The sequence below is a fragment of the Halovibrio sp. HP20-59 genome (genome assembly GCF_033052795.2).
In the GTDB taxonomy this organism is placed as follows: Bacteria; Pseudomonadota; Gammaproteobacteria; order Pseudomonadales; family Halomonadaceae; genus Vreelandella.
In genome coordinates this window covers 1-15761 of sequence record NZ_JAWJUW020000013.1, presented here as the reverse complement: position 1 = coordinate 15761, position 15761 = coordinate 1, and the positions used below count along the sequence as shown (strand labels likewise).

Sequence of the window (15761 nt, the reverse complement as noted above, 5' to 3'; positions counted from 1 at the left end):
CTTAATGAGCGTCTGTTTTTAAAGCTATAAAAGGAAACCGCACCATGGTGAACTACCTCTACGGCCTGCCGTCATTTCTCGCCTATCTAGTGACCGCGATTGTGCTGCTCGCCGCTTTTATGTACTGCTACAGCCGAATTACCCCGCACCACGAGTGGACGCTGATTCGTGAAGGCAATGCGGCCGCGGCTTCTGCCTATGGCGGCTCCATTTTAGGCTTCACCATTCCGCTTTACAGCGCGATGGCAAACTCCATCAGCTTCATCGATTTTGTGCTCTGGGGCATTGTCGCCTTTATCGTTCAGTTGGCCACCTTCTTTGGCGTTAAGCTGTTTCTGCGTAAGCAGGGTGAAAGCCTTTCCCAGCACATTACCGAAGGCCACCAAGCCTACGGCATTTTAATGGCCAGCGTGGCCGTGGCAGTCGGCTTACTCAACGCCGCTTCGATGACTTGGTAACGACGACGTGGTAAAGGAGAGCCTGCATGTCTAAACACGATCAAACACCGCATTTACCGCGCCGCAAGCGCAGCGGGCGTTTAACCCTGGCAATGATGGGCGCCAGCGCCTTTGGTCTCACTGCCTGTGGTCAACCGCCCCAAGAAGAACAAATCACCGAGATTGAATTTGACGAGCCGAAGAGCTTTCAAAGCGTCGAAGATTGCGTCGCCGAGAATGTCTATACGCGCAGCGCCTGTGAAGACGCCTACGAAGCCTCTTTAGAGGAAGTACCACGCTTTAGCACCCTGGAAGAGTGTGAAGCCGAGCATGGCGAAGGCGCTTGTACCGCGCCCACCGAAGAACAGGCGCAAGCGGCCACCGGCAACAGTGGCGGCAGCTGGTTTATGCCCGCCATGATGGGTTATATGGTCGGCAGCATGATGTCGAACACCAACCGCGGCCGCTCCTTCGAGCGGGTGTATCAGGAACCGGTGTACCGCAATCGTCAAAACCAGGGCAACTGGAACACGGCTACCAATCAGGCGACCCAGCGCATTACCCAGCGTAATGATGCAATGCGTAACTCGGTGGCGACCTCTCAGCGCCGGGGCTTTGGCTCGCGCTCTTCGGCACGGGGTGGCTGGGGCTCTTAGCCGCCAGCCAAGGTAACCATGCTACGCATCGATATCCCTGAACGCAGTAACTGGAAAGCCCTGGCTCACGAGCTGGGCTTTCATTTTCATACCATCGACGGGGAGCCCTACTGGAAAGAGGACGCCTACTACCAGTTCACCATGGAGCAGGTAGAGCGTGACATTGAAGCGCCTACCGAGGCGGTGCACGAGATGTGCATGGAACTGGTGGATAAGGTCTGCCACTCCAATGCACTCATGCAGCGTCTGGCGTTGCCCGAGCACATGTGGGACAGCATCCATCACTCCTGGAAATCGGGCCAGCCGCACCTCTACGGGCGGATGGATTTTGCTTATTCAGGCGATGGCCCAGCGAAACTGCTGGAGCTCAACTATGACACTCCCACCTCGCTCTACGAAGCGGGCTTTTTCCAATGGGTATGGCTTGAGCAAGCCATTTCACAAGGCATCCTGCCACGCCACGCGGATCAATATAACTCGATTCAAGAGCGGCTGATCAACGCCATGGCGCACCTTGGCGACCGCATTGAAAACCGCACGTTGTATTTTTCCTGTATCAAAGATAACCCTGAAGAGCGCGCCACCGTGCACTACTTACAGGATGTGGCGGTGCAGGCGGGCCTTAAGGCGCCGTTTATCTACACCGAGGATATTGGTCTGCAAACCGGGGCCGAACACTTTGTTGACCTGGATGATCTGCCCATCCACGCCCTGTTCAAGCTCTACCCCTGGGAAGAGATGGCCGACGATGCCTTTGGCGAACATATTCCGCAGCTAAATACCCACTGGTTTGAGCCGCCCTGGAAAGCCATCCTCTCCAACAAAGGGATTCTGCCCCTGCTATGGGAGCATTTCGAGGGTCACCCTAATCTGCTACCGGCATTTTTTGAGGATGCCAACAGCCCACCGCTGCCAGCAGGCTGGGTGCGTAAACCGTTCTTTTCCCGGGAAGGCAGCAACGTAGAGCTGGTTACCCCGGCGGGCCACCGCGAAGCGGTCGGCGGTCCCTACACCGACAGCCCCTGGATTCGCCAGGCCTACCACCCGATGCCGCGGTTTGGTAATAACCACGCCTTAATTGGCAGTTGGGTGGTGGGTGACCGCGCCTGTGGCATGGGTATTCGCGAAGACGTTGGCCGCATTACCAAAGACTCTTCCTGCTTTGTGCCCCACGCTATCGTGTAAGCGTCAGTACCAAAATACGCTTATATAGGCTAGACAGCCCTCACAAAAAAAGCTGAAATCGTTGCCACCACCCTAAGTAGAGTGGTAAGTATCACTCTACTTCTCACCCTGAGCGCTATTGAGCAGCGTCGTTAGGGCCACCGTTTACTTTGGAGCAACGGCTAACATGATGGCGCGCTGGAAATCCCTACCTCTACGGCTTCGTTTATTTCTCTCTTTTGGGACAGTCTTAGCACTCGCGATGCTTTTAGCGCTCTATCTTCAAGCACGCTCACACAGCCAAGCACGGCTGAATAACCTGCTTAATCAAGAGCTACCGGCACAGGTCAAAGGGCTAGCAGCGCATGTAAACCTTAGCCTTAGCCAGGAGCTGGCCATTTCCGAAAGCCTGGCCAATAGCTACTTCATTGAACAGTGGGTTCGCGACGGGCTACCGGAAGAGCGACAAAACGAAATCACGAGGTATCTAGCGCGCCTCATGGAGCAGTTAGACACCGAGCTGCTGTTTATCGCCGCTCAATATCAGGGCCAGGGCTACTATTTCCAGCTGCGTAACGGAGAGTTTTTGCAGCGTAATATCCAGCCGCCTGGCAGCGAAGATGACTGGTATTACCACTTTACTGACAGTGATAACACTTACGAACTAAATTTAGACAGCGACACTTTTTCACCCGATGATGCCTTTGTGTACATCAATTATCGTAGCGCGGTAAACGCCGCCAACGGCCGACCGTTGGTCGTGGCCGGTGCGGGGCTTGATCTCACTCAAATGGCCAGTTTGATTGATGACTTTCGCTTAGGCGACACTGGCCACGCCTCGCTGCTCAGCGCCGAAGGTGAGCTGCTTGTTCGCAGCGGTGAAACCATTTTTAGCGATGAACCCACGCCAACTGTCGAAACAACCAACGAAGCATTACCCGAGCAAGCGTCGCAGGACCTGCTGCAAAACGAGCAGCTACAAGTGCATGAAGTGACGCGCGGCGGCCAAGAAATGTTAGTCAGTACTATCTGGCTACCTAAGCTACAGCGCTACCTGATGGTGGAAGTCGATAAAGAGGCTTACTTGGCGTCCACCCGTGAGCGCTTCCTGGAGTCCAGCGGCATAGGCTTGCTCATTCTGCTCGTTGGGCTGTTGGTGCTCTACCCGCTGACCGGCAGCCTCATTCGCCCGCTGATCGATTTCCAGCGCCAGCTGAAAAACATCACCCACAGCCTGGATCTCTCCCGCCGGGTCAGCACCGACGACAAAGCCGAGCTTGGCGACTTAGCCGATCAAACCAACGAGCTCCTTGAGCGTCTCTCCCGCGCCATTGCGGCGGTGGCCAAAAACGCTCAGGCGCTAACCCAAGTCGCCGACCGACTGGCAAAAACCGCCGGCCTTTCCGGTGTGCACGGCAGCGATATCGATCATGAAGCCAGCCAAACCATGGCCGCCGCAGTGGAGGAGATGGCCTCTTCAGTCGCGGAAATCACTTCCACCATGGAAGAGCTCTCTACCTCATCTACCCAAATCGCCGACCACTCCCAATCGGTGGTCGACGTTGCCAATCAGACGCTGGAGCGCAGCCGTAAAGGCAGCTCGGCCATGCAGCTGCTACAGTCAAAAATGCAGGATATCCGCAGCGACAGCGAGCAGAGCCTGACCGAAATTATGACGCTGGGGGCGAAGTCCAAACAAATCAACAAGGTGATGGAACTAATCAACACCCTGGCCGCCCAGACCAAGTTGATTGCTTTTAATGCCGCATTGGAAGCTTCAAGCGCAGGGGAATCGGGTCGCCGCTTCTCGGTTGTGGCCAGCGAGATACGCCGCTTGGCTGACAGCGTGACTGACTCAACTCAAGAGATTGAAGCGCATACCGATGATATTCAGACGGCGATTAATCGCTTGGTGGTAGCCTCTGAAAAAGGCGCCTCCTCAATCGAGCAGGGCGTTGAGGCAAGCATGAGTACCGCCCAGGATCTGGAGGCGCTGCTTAAGGCGGCGAGCCAAACCAGCAGCGCGGCGCAGCAGATATCGCTGTCGACTCAACAGCAAAAAACCGCCAGCAGCCAGGTAGTGATGGCACTACGCGATATCGATACGGCCAGTTCGCGCAACGCACACTCGGTGCGCAGTATTACCGATATCAGCCAGGACATGATCCATATGTCGGCTGAGCTTAACGCGCTGGTGCAGGAGTTTACTCTAACAAATAAAGATCGCTGAGAAGGATACCGGATGAGTGTAATTCGGGTAGTCATTGCCGACGACAGCCAGGTAGCCCGCGACGTGCTACGCGATATCCTCAGCCGAGACGATGATATTGAGATCGTCGGTGAAGCCACTAATGGCCGCGAAGCGGTGGAATTGGCCAAAAGCCTTGCGCCGCACTTGATCACCATGGATCTCAACATGCCGGTGATGGACGGCCTGAGCGCCATTGAAGAGATCATGTACAGCAAAGGGGTGCCCATTCTGGTGGTCAGCGACCGTTCCGATGCGCAAACGGCTTATCAAGCCCTTGAGGTAGGCGCGCTGGAAGTAATGCCTAAACCCTCGCTGGAAGGCGCCGACGCTGAACGCTTGCTGGAGCGCGTGCGCCTGCTTTCCGGCGTAGCGGTCATCACTCGTCTAAGGCGGCGCGGTTTAGCACCGACACCGACTCCCCCAATAGCGACGTTTGCTTTAACGCCACAAGGAGTGCCGCGTAATTTTCAGCACGTGGTCGCAATCGCCTGCTCAACCGGTGGCCCGCAAGCCTTAGTGCGGGTGCTGCGGCGGCTGCCCAGCGGGTTTCCGGCTCCTATTGTGATCGCCCAGCACATCAGTCATGGATTTATTGATGGCATGGCGCAATGGCTGGCATCACTGTGCACCATGCCGGTTAGCGTGGGCCAAGAGGGCGAAATGCTCAGCCCTGGACATATTTACTTATCGCCTTCCGAGCGTGATTTATGCGTCTCCCCCCGCCACCGTTTCCAGCTTCAACCCAGCCCCGAGAAGTCCCTATACCACCCCAGCTGCGATGTGCTACTGCAGAGTGTCGCAAAGGTCTACGGCAGTGATGCCATTGGGATTATTTTGACCGGCATGGGCCGCGATGGGGTGAATGGCATGCGGGCGATACATCGCGAAGGTGGAACCACTTTCGCGCAGGATGAAGCCAGCTCAGTGATTTACGGCATGAACCAGGAAGCCGTCAAAGCGGGCGTCATACACTATGAATTACCGCTTGATAGCCTTCCGGATCGGCTAATGCGCGATGTGTGCGGCTACTTGGATAGCCGACCGGAGCCTCTGGCATGAGCGCGTTTGCCCCCCTCAAAGCCCTGGTGCATCAGCGCTGCGGTTTACACCTTGAAGGCTTGGCCGAAGCCCGGCTATTCCGAGCAGTCGCTAGATTACAGGCCTCTACAGGGCTGACCGACAACACTCAGCTTCTCAATAAGTTAACCAACGACCCAGCGCTATTCGATCAGTTTGTCAGCCAGCTGACGGTCAACGAAACCTATTTTTGTCGCGAGCCGGATGCCTTAACTTGGTTAGTCAACACCTACTTACCCGAGCGCCTAGCGACAGAAGAGCCCCCGCTGTCTATCTTCAGCGCAGGCTGCTCTTCCGGCGAAGAGCCTTATAGCGTAGCGATGATGCTGTTTGAGCGCTTTGGCGAGCAGGCCAAAGCGCTGTTCACCCTAACCGGCGGTGATCTGGATCAGCAGGTTCTCGCCAAAGCGCGCCAGGGCGTTTACGGTGGCATGGCGTTTCGCGCTCTTTCCCCCGCCTTTAAAGAGCGTTACTTCAGCCCCTACCAGGGCCGCTACAAGCTTCACGAATCACTGCGCCAATGGGTGACCTTTCGACCTTTTAACCTCTTGAACGTCAATGAAGACAGCCACGGTGGCCCCTTTGATGTAATTCTGTTTCGCAATGTCTCGATCTACTTTGATCAGCAGACGCGACGCCATATCCATCAGCAGCTTAGCCAATTGCTAGCCCCTAATGGGATTTTACTCTGCGGCGTCACCGAGACATTGGGTAACGATCTCGGCGTGTTTAAGCTGACCGAAACTCAGGGCGTATTTTACTTTCGCCGTGAAGAGCAACCCGCGATAGTGCCAGCGACTCCTCTTCAGCCCTCATTGCTCGCGATGGGCAACAAGGCTGAAGACACCATTAGCAGCGCTGGTTTAGCGTCTGATTTGCTGTCTGATCAAGAAGCGGAAAGCACGGAATTAGAAAAAATAGAATTAGGAAAAACAGAGTTAGAAAAAACAGAGTTAGAACACACAGAAAAGGAGAGCATTAGCCACCAACTGCAAACCGCCCATCAGTTGCTTGATCAAAACGCCTTTAACGATGCCGCTGCACTGCTAGAAGCGCTGCTTAAGCAACAGCCGTGGTTGATCGATGCGCTGGTGCTGGCCGGGTTGGTCGCCCGCTGGCAGCAGCAGCCCAATCAGGCCTACGACTATTTTAAGCGAGCCATTTATGTGGCGCCGGAGTGTTGGCCGGCCCATTTCTACTTAGCTGAACTTTATCGCCAAGGCGAACTGACCGACAAGCCATTACAGCGCAAGCAGCGCTATGCCGCGGTGGTTCGTTTACTGACCACCGCGCCCACCTCTGATGGAGGGCTAGAGACAATCACCCCGCCGCTACCACCAGGCGATGCGCGCTTTCTTGCCGAACGTTATTTAGACGCAGCTAGCCTCACACTGGCATCGACCAATACCACACAGGGAGTGGGTTAATTATGGCGCTGGATATTCGCCGCTTTATACAGCGCTTTGTGGAAGAGGCAGCCGACCACCTGCCCCGCCTGCGCGAAGGCATTAGCGCACTCGAGCAGGGCCATGCTGATCGCGAACAGATCAACGAGCTGTTTCGCGCTGCGCATACGCTGAAAGGCTCATCGCGAATGCTTAAACTGGCGCCGATTACAGCGCTAGCACATAGTACTGAAGAGCTGCTCAGCGCTCTGCGCGACGGCACCCTAACCGCAACGCCGACGGTGACCAGCCTTCTCAGCCAGGCAGTGGACGGACTTTCGGACTTAGTCAGTCGACTCGCCGAAGGCGCGACCGGTGACGACCTACCCGCGGCTGATGAGGCGCTATGTAGCGCCCTGGAAGCGACTGCCCTCGGCCAGGCCCCAACCCGGCCCATGACGCACGCTGAGGCGGCACCATCCTCTTTGCCTGCGCTACCGTACTCTTCAACGCCGCCTTCCTCCGCTGCGCTAGTGACGGAGAGCGAACTACGCCTCAGTGATACTGTACGGGTTCGCTTGGATCGACTGGACGATGTTATTCGTTTGATGGGCGAAGTACTTTCCGGCCACCATCATTTGCATAGCCTCGTTGAACAAGCCCGTGAGCTAAGCAGTGCGCTTCCTGCCGAACAGCAGGGGCCTTTTCACGCCTTTCACCGTGAACTGAAAGATAGTGTATTAAGCCACGATTCGCTGATGAGTGACCTACACGACCGCGCACTGCAAATGCGCATGCTGCCGCTAAGCGTGGTTTTTGAGCCACTCGCGCATATGTCGCGTGAATTGGCCCAGTCACTCGGCAAACAGGTCGACTGCCGCGTGCGAGGCAGCGAAATCGAACTTGATCGCCAGATGATTGATCGCCTATCTGATCCGCTCATTCACCTGCTGCGCAATGCCTTGGATCACGGCTTAGAGCTACCTGCCGAGCGCCAGGCGGCGGGTAAACCTCCCCGTGGGCAGTTGATTATCGAAGCCTGGCAAGACGCTGACTGGGTGGTGGTAGAGATGCGTGATGACGGCGCGGGGATAGCGCTGGACGCAGTGCGTCAAAAAGCGCTCACCAAGCAGCTGATCAGCGAAGAGCAGCTCAATGCGCTGAGCGAACAGGAGACGCTAGAGCTTATATTTCTGCCGGGCTTCTCTACCAAGAGCATGATTACCGATTTTTCAGGGCGCGGCGTGGGCATGGATGTGGTCAAACGCACCGTGGTGGATGAGCTTAACGGCGACCTGCAGCTTGTCAGCGAATCCGGCAGCGGCACCCGCTTCACCCTGCGCCTGCCGCTCTCGTTGGCGATGATGCGGGTGCTGCTGGTCAGCGTCGGCGGCGTCAACCTAGGGGTAACGGCACCTTACGTATCAGAGTTGGTAGAGTGCTCATCACAATCATTTATTGATGCTGCGGGTCAGCGCACGTTGATTTTACGCAATGAATTTGTGCCGGTGGTATCGCTAGCCCAGCTGCTTGGGCTATCTGAGACGGCATCCGGTACTGATACCACCCTACTGCTGGTCGTCCACCAGCGGCACCAGAAGCTTGCTCTCATTATTGACTCACTGATTGATGAACGCGATATGATCATCAAGCCGCTGCCCGTGCATCTTCGTTATTTACCGCTGGTCTCGGGCATGGTTTCCATGGGGCGCAATACGCTGGCAAGCCTACTTCACGTACCTGCTTTACTGGAAGCCAACCGGCACGGCCCCCAACATGCTAACGAAGAGCATGCATCCTCCGCTCTCGCGAAACGCATTTTGGTGGTTGACGATTCACTGAATACCCGCGAAATAGAAAAAGACGTGCTCGAAGCGTGGGGCTACCACGTCACCCTGGCTGAAAATGGTCGCGACGGATTAGCCAAAGCACTGGCAGAGCGGTTTGATGCCGTACTTACCGACGTTGAAATGCCGGTTATGGATGGCTTTGCGCTAACTGCGCGCCTGCGCGAAAATGAGAATTACCGTTATCGGCCGATTATTATTATCACCTCACGAGAAAAAGAGGCCGATCGCCGGCGCGGTATTGAGGTCGGTGCCGACGCTTATATCGTCAAGGGCAGCTTTGATCAGAACAATTTAGTAGAGACGCTCCAAGCCCTCCTGGGCTAACGATGAGCGTTACTGACACAACCATTAATGACACAATAACCATGAGGTTATGGAATGCCTATCCTGGTCGTAGACGACGATCCGCTTGCTGGGGAAATGACAGCAGCACTGCTTGAGTCTCAGGGTCATGACACCCTGCTGGCCAATGATGCGATGGAAGCCGTCGATCAGCTAGATACTCACAGCGATATCAAGCTGATTGTCAGCGATATGCACATGCCTCTCGTCAGTGGGGTAGCACTGTTGGCGATGTTGCGCGAGCAAGATAACCATCTGCCGTTTATTTTACTCACCGGGGACACACCGAACGCAACGCTTCAGCAGACACCGGGCCTAGATGCCTGTTTGCGTAAAGATGCCGAGCTGGCATCCGCCCTAGAGGCCGCTGTAAAACAGGCGCTCGACGGGTAACCACCGTTAGAGAGAATGGAGAACTGAAGGAATAGATCGCCGCTTTCGACCACTTACGTAGGTAGTTTGATGTCTCAGCCCGCCCCTTCCGCCCCTTCGCTGCACGATAAGCTGAATCAGCTGCGTGAGCGTTTTATTGATCAGTTGCCGACTCGCTTAGCGCAAACCGCCGAGCTATGGCAGCAAAGCCGCACGTCGAGCGAAGAACAGACACGGCTAGCACCCGAGCTACACCGCTTCTTTCATAGCCTGAAAGGAACCGGTAAGTCGCTGGGCTTTGAGCGACTTGCCGTGCTGGCAGACCAAGCGGAAGCGGCGCTTACTGACGCTCCCACACGTGGCGATATCGACGCTTATATCAGCCAACTGCTACTCCAGCTAGGTAGCGAACAGCAGCACCTGCGCTCCCACTATGGCCAGCAGCAAGCACTGGCGGCCGTGAACAGTTTCGAGCTGACTGGTCAGGCTGAACCACTGCGCAATAAGCGCCAGCGGTTAATTTATCTGTGCGACGATGAGCCTGAGCAGGTCGACCAACTGATCCATCACCTACGCTGCTTTGGTCATGAAGTCGTTCAGTTTATCGATACAGACACCTTCTTTAACGCCGTGCTCACGCGTCGTCCTGACGCGGTCATCATGGATGTGCAGTTTCCCCAAGGCCAGACAGCAGGCACTGAAACTCTGACCAGCTTGAACAAATTAACCGGCCAACCGCTGCCCGCCATCGTTTTGTCGGCTCACAGCGACTTTCATTCGCGCCTGAGTGCCGTTCGTGCAGGCTGCGGTGGCTACTTTACCAAGCCGGTAAAACCACTGGATCTGATGCTGGCAGTGGATGAACTGACCGCTCCGGCGTTAGAAGAGCCGCTGAAGGTGCTGGTGGTAGATGATGAACCCGAAGCAGCCGCTTACCACGCCTTGCTGCTTGAAGAAGGCGGCATGCTGGCTCACCAGGTTCATCATCCCGCCGATGCACTCACGGTCATGGAACGCTTTAGTCCCGATTTACTGCTGGTCGATGTGTATATGCCGGTGTGTTCCGGAGAAGAGCTGGCAACAATTATTCGCCAACAGCCGGAATACCTCGGCTTACCGATTATCTATCTCTCCAGTGAAACCGACAGCCAAAAGCAGATTTCCGCCATGTCGGCGGGAGTTGAAGCCTTTCTTACCAAACCCGTTCAGCCCGATGAGCTGATCTCTGCCGTGCGGCTGCGAGCGGAACGCCTGCGCCTGCTGCGCTCATTAATGACCCGTGACAGTATGACCGGGCTGTATAACCACAGCACCACCACCGAGCTGATCAATAAAAACCTCGCTCAGGCTCACCGTGATAATAGCCAGCATGCCATGGCAATGATTGATATTGATCACTTCAAGCAGGTCAACGATACCCACGGCCATTTGGCGGGCGATCAAGTGATAATCACCCTGGCAAGGCTATTAAAGAGTCGCCTGCGTCTCTCCGATATTATTGGCCGCTACGGCGGTGAAGAATTTGTGGTGCTGCTAAAGGGTATTAATGCCGAGAAAGCCGCCACATTAATCAATAGCCTGCGCGAGGATTTTGCCCTGGTTGATTTTCACGCCGGTGACGTTCGCTTTCGTTGTACCTTCAGTGCGGGCATTAGCAGCTTCCCCGCACAGCCTTCTACCGAGTCGCTGCGGTTAAGTGCCGACCAAGCGCTCTACCGCGCCAAACACCAAGGGCGCAACCAGGTAGTGCTATCGACGGAGTTGGCCGATGACCACTGAAAAACCCAATGACGGCGAAGCGAATGACCGGCCGTTCGCCACCCAGACATTGGACGAGGCGTTAGCGGCAAACGGCGATGCTGAAGCGGTGGTGGATGTTGATGAGCCTACCCAACAGCTAGTGCTCTTCCAGCTCAACGGCCAGCGTTTTGCACTGCCCGGCAGCGCGGTGAGTGAAATTCTATCCAGCGACCAGCCCGTCTACTACGTGCCGGGGCTGCCCGCCTCTACCGAAGGGGTGCTGCACCTGCGCGGCAAAATCGAGTCCGTGATTAGCCTGCATCGACTCATCGGTTTACCTGCACCCGAAGGTAGCAATCAGGGCATGATTCTATTAGTAAGCGCGGCGGGGATGACCAGCGGCGTGCGTATTGAGCAGCTTGATGATGTGTCCGAGGTCACCCAGAGCATGCTGCAAGCGCCGCCAGAGACGCTTTCCGGCACGTTGCGACCTTATGTCAGCGCGCTTTTGCAGATAGATGAGCGAGAAGCGCTTGCCCTGCTTGACCCAGAGGCGCTGTTCGACGCCTACCAACAGGGTCTGGGTTAAAGTGCCCTTGCATCGCGGTCATCATGAGCAGGCCCAGGTTGCCTTGGTGCTGTTCTCGGTAGGGCCTTACCGTGCGGCCTTGGAAGCACGCCATGTGCTGGCCATGACCGGTCACCCCACGGCACTGCGCACTGCCAATGCTCAAACGCTCCTCTACGATGAAGACGATCACAACTCCCCACCTGACCGCTGGCTCACCCTGTCCGACGCTCAGGCAGCCAGCGGCAACAGCACTTGGCAACTGGGCGTAAGCGGAGACATAACGCTTCAGCAACTGCCGGCCAACACGCTCTACCCGCTGCCTAAACTGCTACTTTCCCGCCGTTTTTCAACGGCGCTATGCGGATTAACCTTCGACCAGCAGCAGTTAGTACTACTACTGGATGCACGCAAGCTTAGCCCTCCCAAACACTAGCCCGCCAACCATAAACAGCTGATGGCATCGCCCTCGGCTATATCGCTATTGGCCGGAATCACTGCAAAAGCATCGGCGTCAATACAGGATGAGAGCACCCCAGAATTCTGGTCATCAAAGGCTGTCGCCGTCACCCCGCTTGAAGTGAACTCAAGCGTTACACGCATATAGTGCTCACGGGGACCGGTAGAAGTGACAAACCCCGCTTTCGCGGTCACCGTTGGCAGCGATGTTAGCGCAGGACAGCCAAGCATTGCGCCCAGCAAGGGACGCAAAAACAGCCAGGCGCCAACAAACCCCGAGACCGGATTGCCCGGCAAACCAACAAACCGCGCCTGGTTACCGTCATCGCGAGGCAAGCGGCCCAATGCTAGCGGCTTACCGGGGCGGATCGCCAGCTTCCACATATCAAGCTGGCCAATCGCTTCCAGCGCTGCTTTGACGTGATCCTCTTCGCCGACGCTAACGCCGCCGGTGGTCACCACCAGGTCTGCGTCAGCAGCAGCGGCCGTTAACAGTGCCACGGTGCGGGCATAGTCATCTGGCACACTAACGGTACTCACCACCTCCGCGCCAAAATTCTCTAGCAGTCGCTTAAGCATCGGCCGGTTAGAGTTGTAAAGCTGACCCGGCTTGAGCGGAGTGCCCGGATCAATGATCTCATCGCCCGTCGAGAGTAGCGCCACCCGGGGCCGACGCCGTACGCTCACATACGTAACACCTTGACCGGCTAGGTGACCAAGGGCCGCTGCTTCGAGCCGCTCACCAGCATTTAGCAGTACAGCCCCGCTTTTCACGTCGCGTCCTTGGCGGCGGACATTATCGCCCACAGGAATATCGGCAGGCATCAGCGCACGTTCACCGTCGACTTGTACGCGCTCCTGCATCACCACGCAGTCAGCTCCGGATGGAATCTCACCCCCGGTAAAAATACGCACGCAGCTACCCGGCGCAAGCGCTTTCGCCTGCGTGCCCGCAGCAATGCGTTGACTCACCGGCAGCCACTGCCCCGCATCAGCAGCGCGCAGTGCATAACCATCCATCGCGCTGTTATCAAACGGCGGCACATCCAGCTGGGCGTTGACAGCTTCGGCCAACACACGCCCGGCAGCGGCTTCCAATGGAACGCTCTCGGTACTTAGCGAGCTGACGTCTGCTAGTAGCGCCTCAAGCGCGGCTGATATAGGTTGCAAATCAGCCATGTTGCCCCCGGCCTGGGATGACCAGGTTGTTAAGCATGCGCTGGGCATTAAGAAATGATGGCATAGTCGCCTCTAAAAACAGGAAAATCGGAGTAGTGAAAACCAAGAATTAGGTTACCGGTGCAGGTAGAATGCCACGATAAACGCATAGAAACAGCCCATAGGGGCCTCACTCTATTTTCTAGACAGGCACTCTATTTAATACCATTGGAAGCCCCATGTTCGAACAAACCTTCAGAAACATTGATAACGTCCTTTGGAAAGAGGCTGGTTGCGCCAGCGAACTGGATTATACCGAGCAAACATCCTGGATGTTGTTTCTTAAGTATCTCGATGATCTGGAGTTTGAACGCTCTCAAGAGGCGGAACTGCGTGGTCAAGCCTACGAATTCATTATTGATGAAAAGCATCGTTGGTCCCGTTGGGCAGCACCGAAAAAGGATGATGGCAGCTTTGACCATGACAATGCGCTAACCGGCGATGACCTGATTCAATACGTCAGCTTTGAACTCTTCCCCTATCTGCATGGTTTCAAAGAGCGCGCAACGAGTAGCGACACGATTGAATACAAAATTGGCGAAATTTTTGGCGAGATCCGCAACAAATTCGCCAGTGGTTATAGCCTGCGTGACGCCTTAGAGCTGGTGGATGAACTCAGCTTTGGCTCTCAGGCTCAGAAGCACGAGCTGTCTCATCTGTACGAAGCCAAAATCAAGAATATGGGCAATGCTGGACGTAACGGCGGCGAGTATTACACCCCTCGCCCGCTGATCCGCGCCATGATCAAAGTGGTTAACCCGAAAATTGGCGAGCGTATATACGACGCGGCTGTCGGGTCGGCAGGCTTCCTGTGCGAAGCCCATGATTACCTTCGCTATGACCCAGAAGGCGAGGAGGACGGCAAACGTCTCTCCACATCGGATCTTGATACTCTTCAGTCCCGCACCTTTTACGGCAAAGAGAAAAAGAGCCTGCCGTACGTAATTGGCATCATGAACATGATCCTGCACGGCATTGAAACACCCAATATCGTTCACACCAACAGCTTGACTGAAAACCTGAATGATATTCAGGAGAAAGACCGCTTTGATGTCATCCTCGCCAACCCGCCTTTCGGCGGCAAAGAGCGTAAAGAAATACAACAGAATTTCCCTATCAAATCGGGGGAAACCGCATTCCTGTTTATGCAGCACTTCATCAAGTATTTGCGTGCTGGTGGGCGTGGGGCGGTGGTCATTAAGAACACTTTTCTGTCTAACGCGGACAACGCCTCAAAAGCGCTACGCAAAGAGCTGCTGGAAAGCTGCAACCTGCATACCATTCTGGACTGCCCCGGCGGCACCTTTTTGGGGGCAGGGGTAAAAACCGTTGTGCTGTTTTTCGAGAAAGGCGCACCCACGCAAAACATTTGGTATTACCAGCTAGAGCCCGGCCGTAGCCTGGGCAAAACCAACCCGCTGAATGATGATGACCTCAAGGACTTTGTCGCCCGCCAAGCTAGTTTTGCGAATTCTGATCAATCATGGACGTTGAGTATCGACGATATCGACGCCACTACTTTCGATTTATCGGTGAAGAATCCAAACAAAGCCGATGAGGCACCGCTGCGTGACCCAGAAGTGATCATCAACGAGATTGAGACGCTGGATAAAGAAAGCGAGGAAATCCTGGAAGGGATTCGGGGGATGTTATGAGAGAAGGATGGAAAACCTGCAACCTGGGAGATGTATGCACATTACAGCGCGGTTTTGATCTTCCAAAAAAGAATAGACGAAGTGGTCACATTCCTTTGATGAGTTCTAGTGGCGCAATCGACTTTCATAACGAAGTAAAAGTGATAGGGCCAGGAGTGGTGACGGGTCGTAGTGGAAGCATTGGAAATGTATTCTATGTTGAGGGTGCGTTTTGGCCCTTAAACACTACACTGTATGTGAAAGACTTCCATGGGAATCATCCTCGTTTTATCTATTATCTTCTTTCAAGCTTTAATTTGAAGCGCTTTTCTACTGGCGCTGGTGTACCAACGCTGAACAGGAATAATGTCCATTGTGAAACAGTAAATATTCCAAGGAGCGTCGAAGAACAGAAACTGATCGCCAGCATCATCGACGAGGCCTTTGATAGTATCGATGCAGCTATTGCCAACACCGAAAAGAACCTTGCTAATGCTAAAGAATTATTTGAAAGCTATTTGAATGGCATCCTAGGGCCTGTTGACGTTTTGAGGGATAGCATTGGCAGGATAGGGGCAAACTCGCAGAATACAGGTTCCGACACCAAC

At 55.1% G+C, this 15761-nt stretch carries 14 protein-coding genes; 13 read left to right on the top strand and 1 reads right to left on the bottom strand.

Annotated elements, in window-relative coordinates:
- Positions 1-44: 44 nt before the first annotated feature.
- The 11 genes from RZA33_RS14265 to RZA33_RS14215 all read left to right on the top strand — a co-directional run bounded on the left by RZA33_RS14265 (position 45) and on the right by RZA33_RS14215 (position 12278).
- Complete coding sequence (locus tag RZA33_RS14265) at positions 45-458, top strand: DUF350 domain-containing protein (RefSeq protein ID WP_317508374.1); 414 nt, start codon at positions 45-47, stop codon at positions 456-458.
- A gap of 26 nt (positions 459-484) precedes the next feature.
- On the top strand, positions 485-1093 hold the full coding sequence (locus RZA33_RS14260) for a DUF1190 domain-containing protein (RefSeq protein ID WP_317508373.1): 609 nt from the start codon (positions 485-487) through the stop codon (positions 1091-1093).
- Positions 1094-1111: 18 nt separating this feature from the next.
- Complete coding sequence (locus RZA33_RS14255) at positions 1112-2278, top strand: glutathionylspermidine synthase family protein (RefSeq protein ID WP_317508372.1); 1167 nt, start codon at positions 1112-1114, stop codon at positions 2276-2278.
- Positions 2279-2444: 166 nt separating this feature from the next.
- Positions 2445-4487, top strand: coding sequence for a methyl-accepting chemotaxis protein (locus tag RZA33_RS14250; RefSeq protein WP_317508371.1), 2043 nt, complete (start codon positions 2445-2447; stop codon positions 4485-4487).
- Positions 4488-4499: 12 nt separating this feature from the next.
- The gene (gene cheB, locus RZA33_RS14245) at positions 4500-5567 is read left to right on the top strand and encodes a chemotaxis-specific protein-glutamate methyltransferase CheB (protein ID WP_317508370.1); all 1068 of its coding nucleotides are present in this window, start codon (positions 4500-4502) and stop codon (positions 5565-5567) included.
- Positions 5564-7012: a protein-glutamate O-methyltransferase CheR gene (locus tag RZA33_RS14240; RefSeq protein WP_317508369.1), complete on the top strand. Its 1449-nt coding sequence runs from the start codon at positions 5564-5566 to the stop codon at positions 7010-7012. The genes cheB and RZA33_RS14240 overlap by 4 nt, the downstream gene beginning before the upstream one ends.
- A gap of 2 nt (positions 7013-7014) precedes the next feature.
- On the top strand, positions 7015-9144 hold the full coding sequence (locus RZA33_RS14235) for a hybrid sensor histidine kinase/response regulator (protein WP_317508368.1): 2130 nt from the start codon (positions 7015-7017) through the stop codon (positions 9142-9144).
- Between the two features lie 54 nt (positions 9145-9198).
- Entirely contained in the window at positions 9199-9555 is a 357-nt protein-coding gene (locus tag RZA33_RS14230) for a response regulator (RefSeq protein WP_317508367.1), read from the top strand.
- Between the two features lie 69 nt (positions 9556-9624).
- Entirely contained in the window at positions 9625-11313 is a 1689-nt protein-coding gene (locus RZA33_RS14225; RefSeq protein WP_317508366.1) for a diguanylate cyclase, read from the top strand.
- Positions 11303-11863: a chemotaxis protein CheW gene (locus tag RZA33_RS14220; RefSeq protein ID WP_317508365.1), complete on the top strand. Its 561-nt coding sequence runs from the start codon at positions 11303-11305 to the stop codon at positions 11861-11863. Before RZA33_RS14225 ends, RZA33_RS14220 begins: the two co-directional genes overlap by 11 nt.
- A 1-nt stretch (position 11864) precedes the next feature.
- Entirely contained in the window at positions 11865-12278 is a 414-nt protein-coding gene (locus RZA33_RS14215) for a hypothetical protein (protein WP_317508364.1), read from the top strand.
- On the opposite strand, the gene glp is transcribed toward RZA33_RS14215, so the two are convergent.
- Positions 12275-13480 (bottom strand): gephyrin-like molybdotransferase Glp, encoded by a 1206-nt coding sequence (gene glp, locus RZA33_RS14210; RefSeq protein ID WP_317508363.1) that lies wholly within the window; start codon positions 13478-13480, stop codon positions 12275-12277. The genes RZA33_RS14215 and glp overlap by 4 nt on opposite strands.
- 218 nt (positions 13481-13698) lie before the next feature.
- Between glp and RZA33_RS14205 the strand changes: the two genes are divergently transcribed.
- Together RZA33_RS14205 and RZA33_RS14200 are read left to right on the top strand one after the other, a co-directional pair.
- On the top strand, positions 13699-15174 hold the full coding sequence (locus RZA33_RS14205) for an N-6 DNA methylase (protein ID WP_317508362.1): 1476 nt from the start codon (positions 13699-13701) through the stop codon (positions 15172-15174).
- A partial coding sequence (locus RZA33_RS14200) for a restriction endonuclease subunit S (protein WP_317508361.1) occupies positions 15171-15761 on the top strand: 591 nt, incomplete at its 3' end. The genes RZA33_RS14205 and RZA33_RS14200, both read left to right, overlap by 4 nt.

Excerpts from the sequence above, each read along its gene's own strand:
- RZA33_RS14225 (WP_317508366.1), top strand. The coding sequence starts at position 9,625 with ATGTCTCAGCCCGCCCCTTCCGCCCCTTCGCTGCACGATAAGCTGAAT.
- glp (WP_317508363.1), bottom strand. The coding sequence starts at position 13,480 with ATGGCTGATTTGCAACCTATATCAGCCGCGCTTGAGGCGCTACTAGCA.
- RZA33_RS14220 (WP_317508365.1), top strand. The coding sequence starts at position 11,303 with ATGACCACTGAAAAACCCAATGACGGCGAAGCGAATGACCGGCCGTTC.
- RZA33_RS14250 (WP_317508371.1), top strand. The coding sequence starts at position 2,445 with ATGATGGCGCGCTGGAAATCCCTACCTCTACGGCTTCGTTTATTTCTC.
- RZA33_RS14235 (WP_317508368.1), top strand. The coding sequence starts at position 7,015 with ATGGCGCTGGATATTCGCCGCTTTATACAGCGCTTTGTGGAAGAGGCA.
- RZA33_RS14240 (WP_317508369.1), top strand. The coding sequence starts at position 5,564 with ATGAGCGCGTTTGCCCCCCTCAAAGCCCTGGTGCATCAGCGCTGCGGT.
- RZA33_RS14260 (WP_317508373.1), top strand. The coding sequence starts at position 485 with ATGTCTAAACACGATCAAACACCGCATTTACCGCGCCGCAAGCGCAGC.
- RZA33_RS14265 (WP_317508374.1), top strand. The coding sequence starts at position 45 with ATGGTGAACTACCTCTACGGCCTGCCGTCATTTCTCGCCTATCTAGTG.
- RZA33_RS14230 (WP_317508367.1), top strand. The coding sequence starts at position 9,199 with ATGCCTATCCTGGTCGTAGACGACGATCCGCTTGCTGGGGAAATGACA.
- RZA33_RS14205 (WP_317508362.1), top strand. The coding sequence starts at position 13,699 with ATGTTCGAACAAACCTTCAGAAACATTGATAACGTCCTTTGGAAAGAG.
- RZA33_RS14255 (WP_317508372.1), top strand. The coding sequence starts at position 1,112 with ATGCTACGCATCGATATCCCTGAACGCAGTAACTGGAAAGCCCTGGCT.
- cheB (WP_317508370.1), top strand. The coding sequence starts at position 4,500 with ATGAGTGTAATTCGGGTAGTCATTGCCGACGACAGCCAGGTAGCCCGC.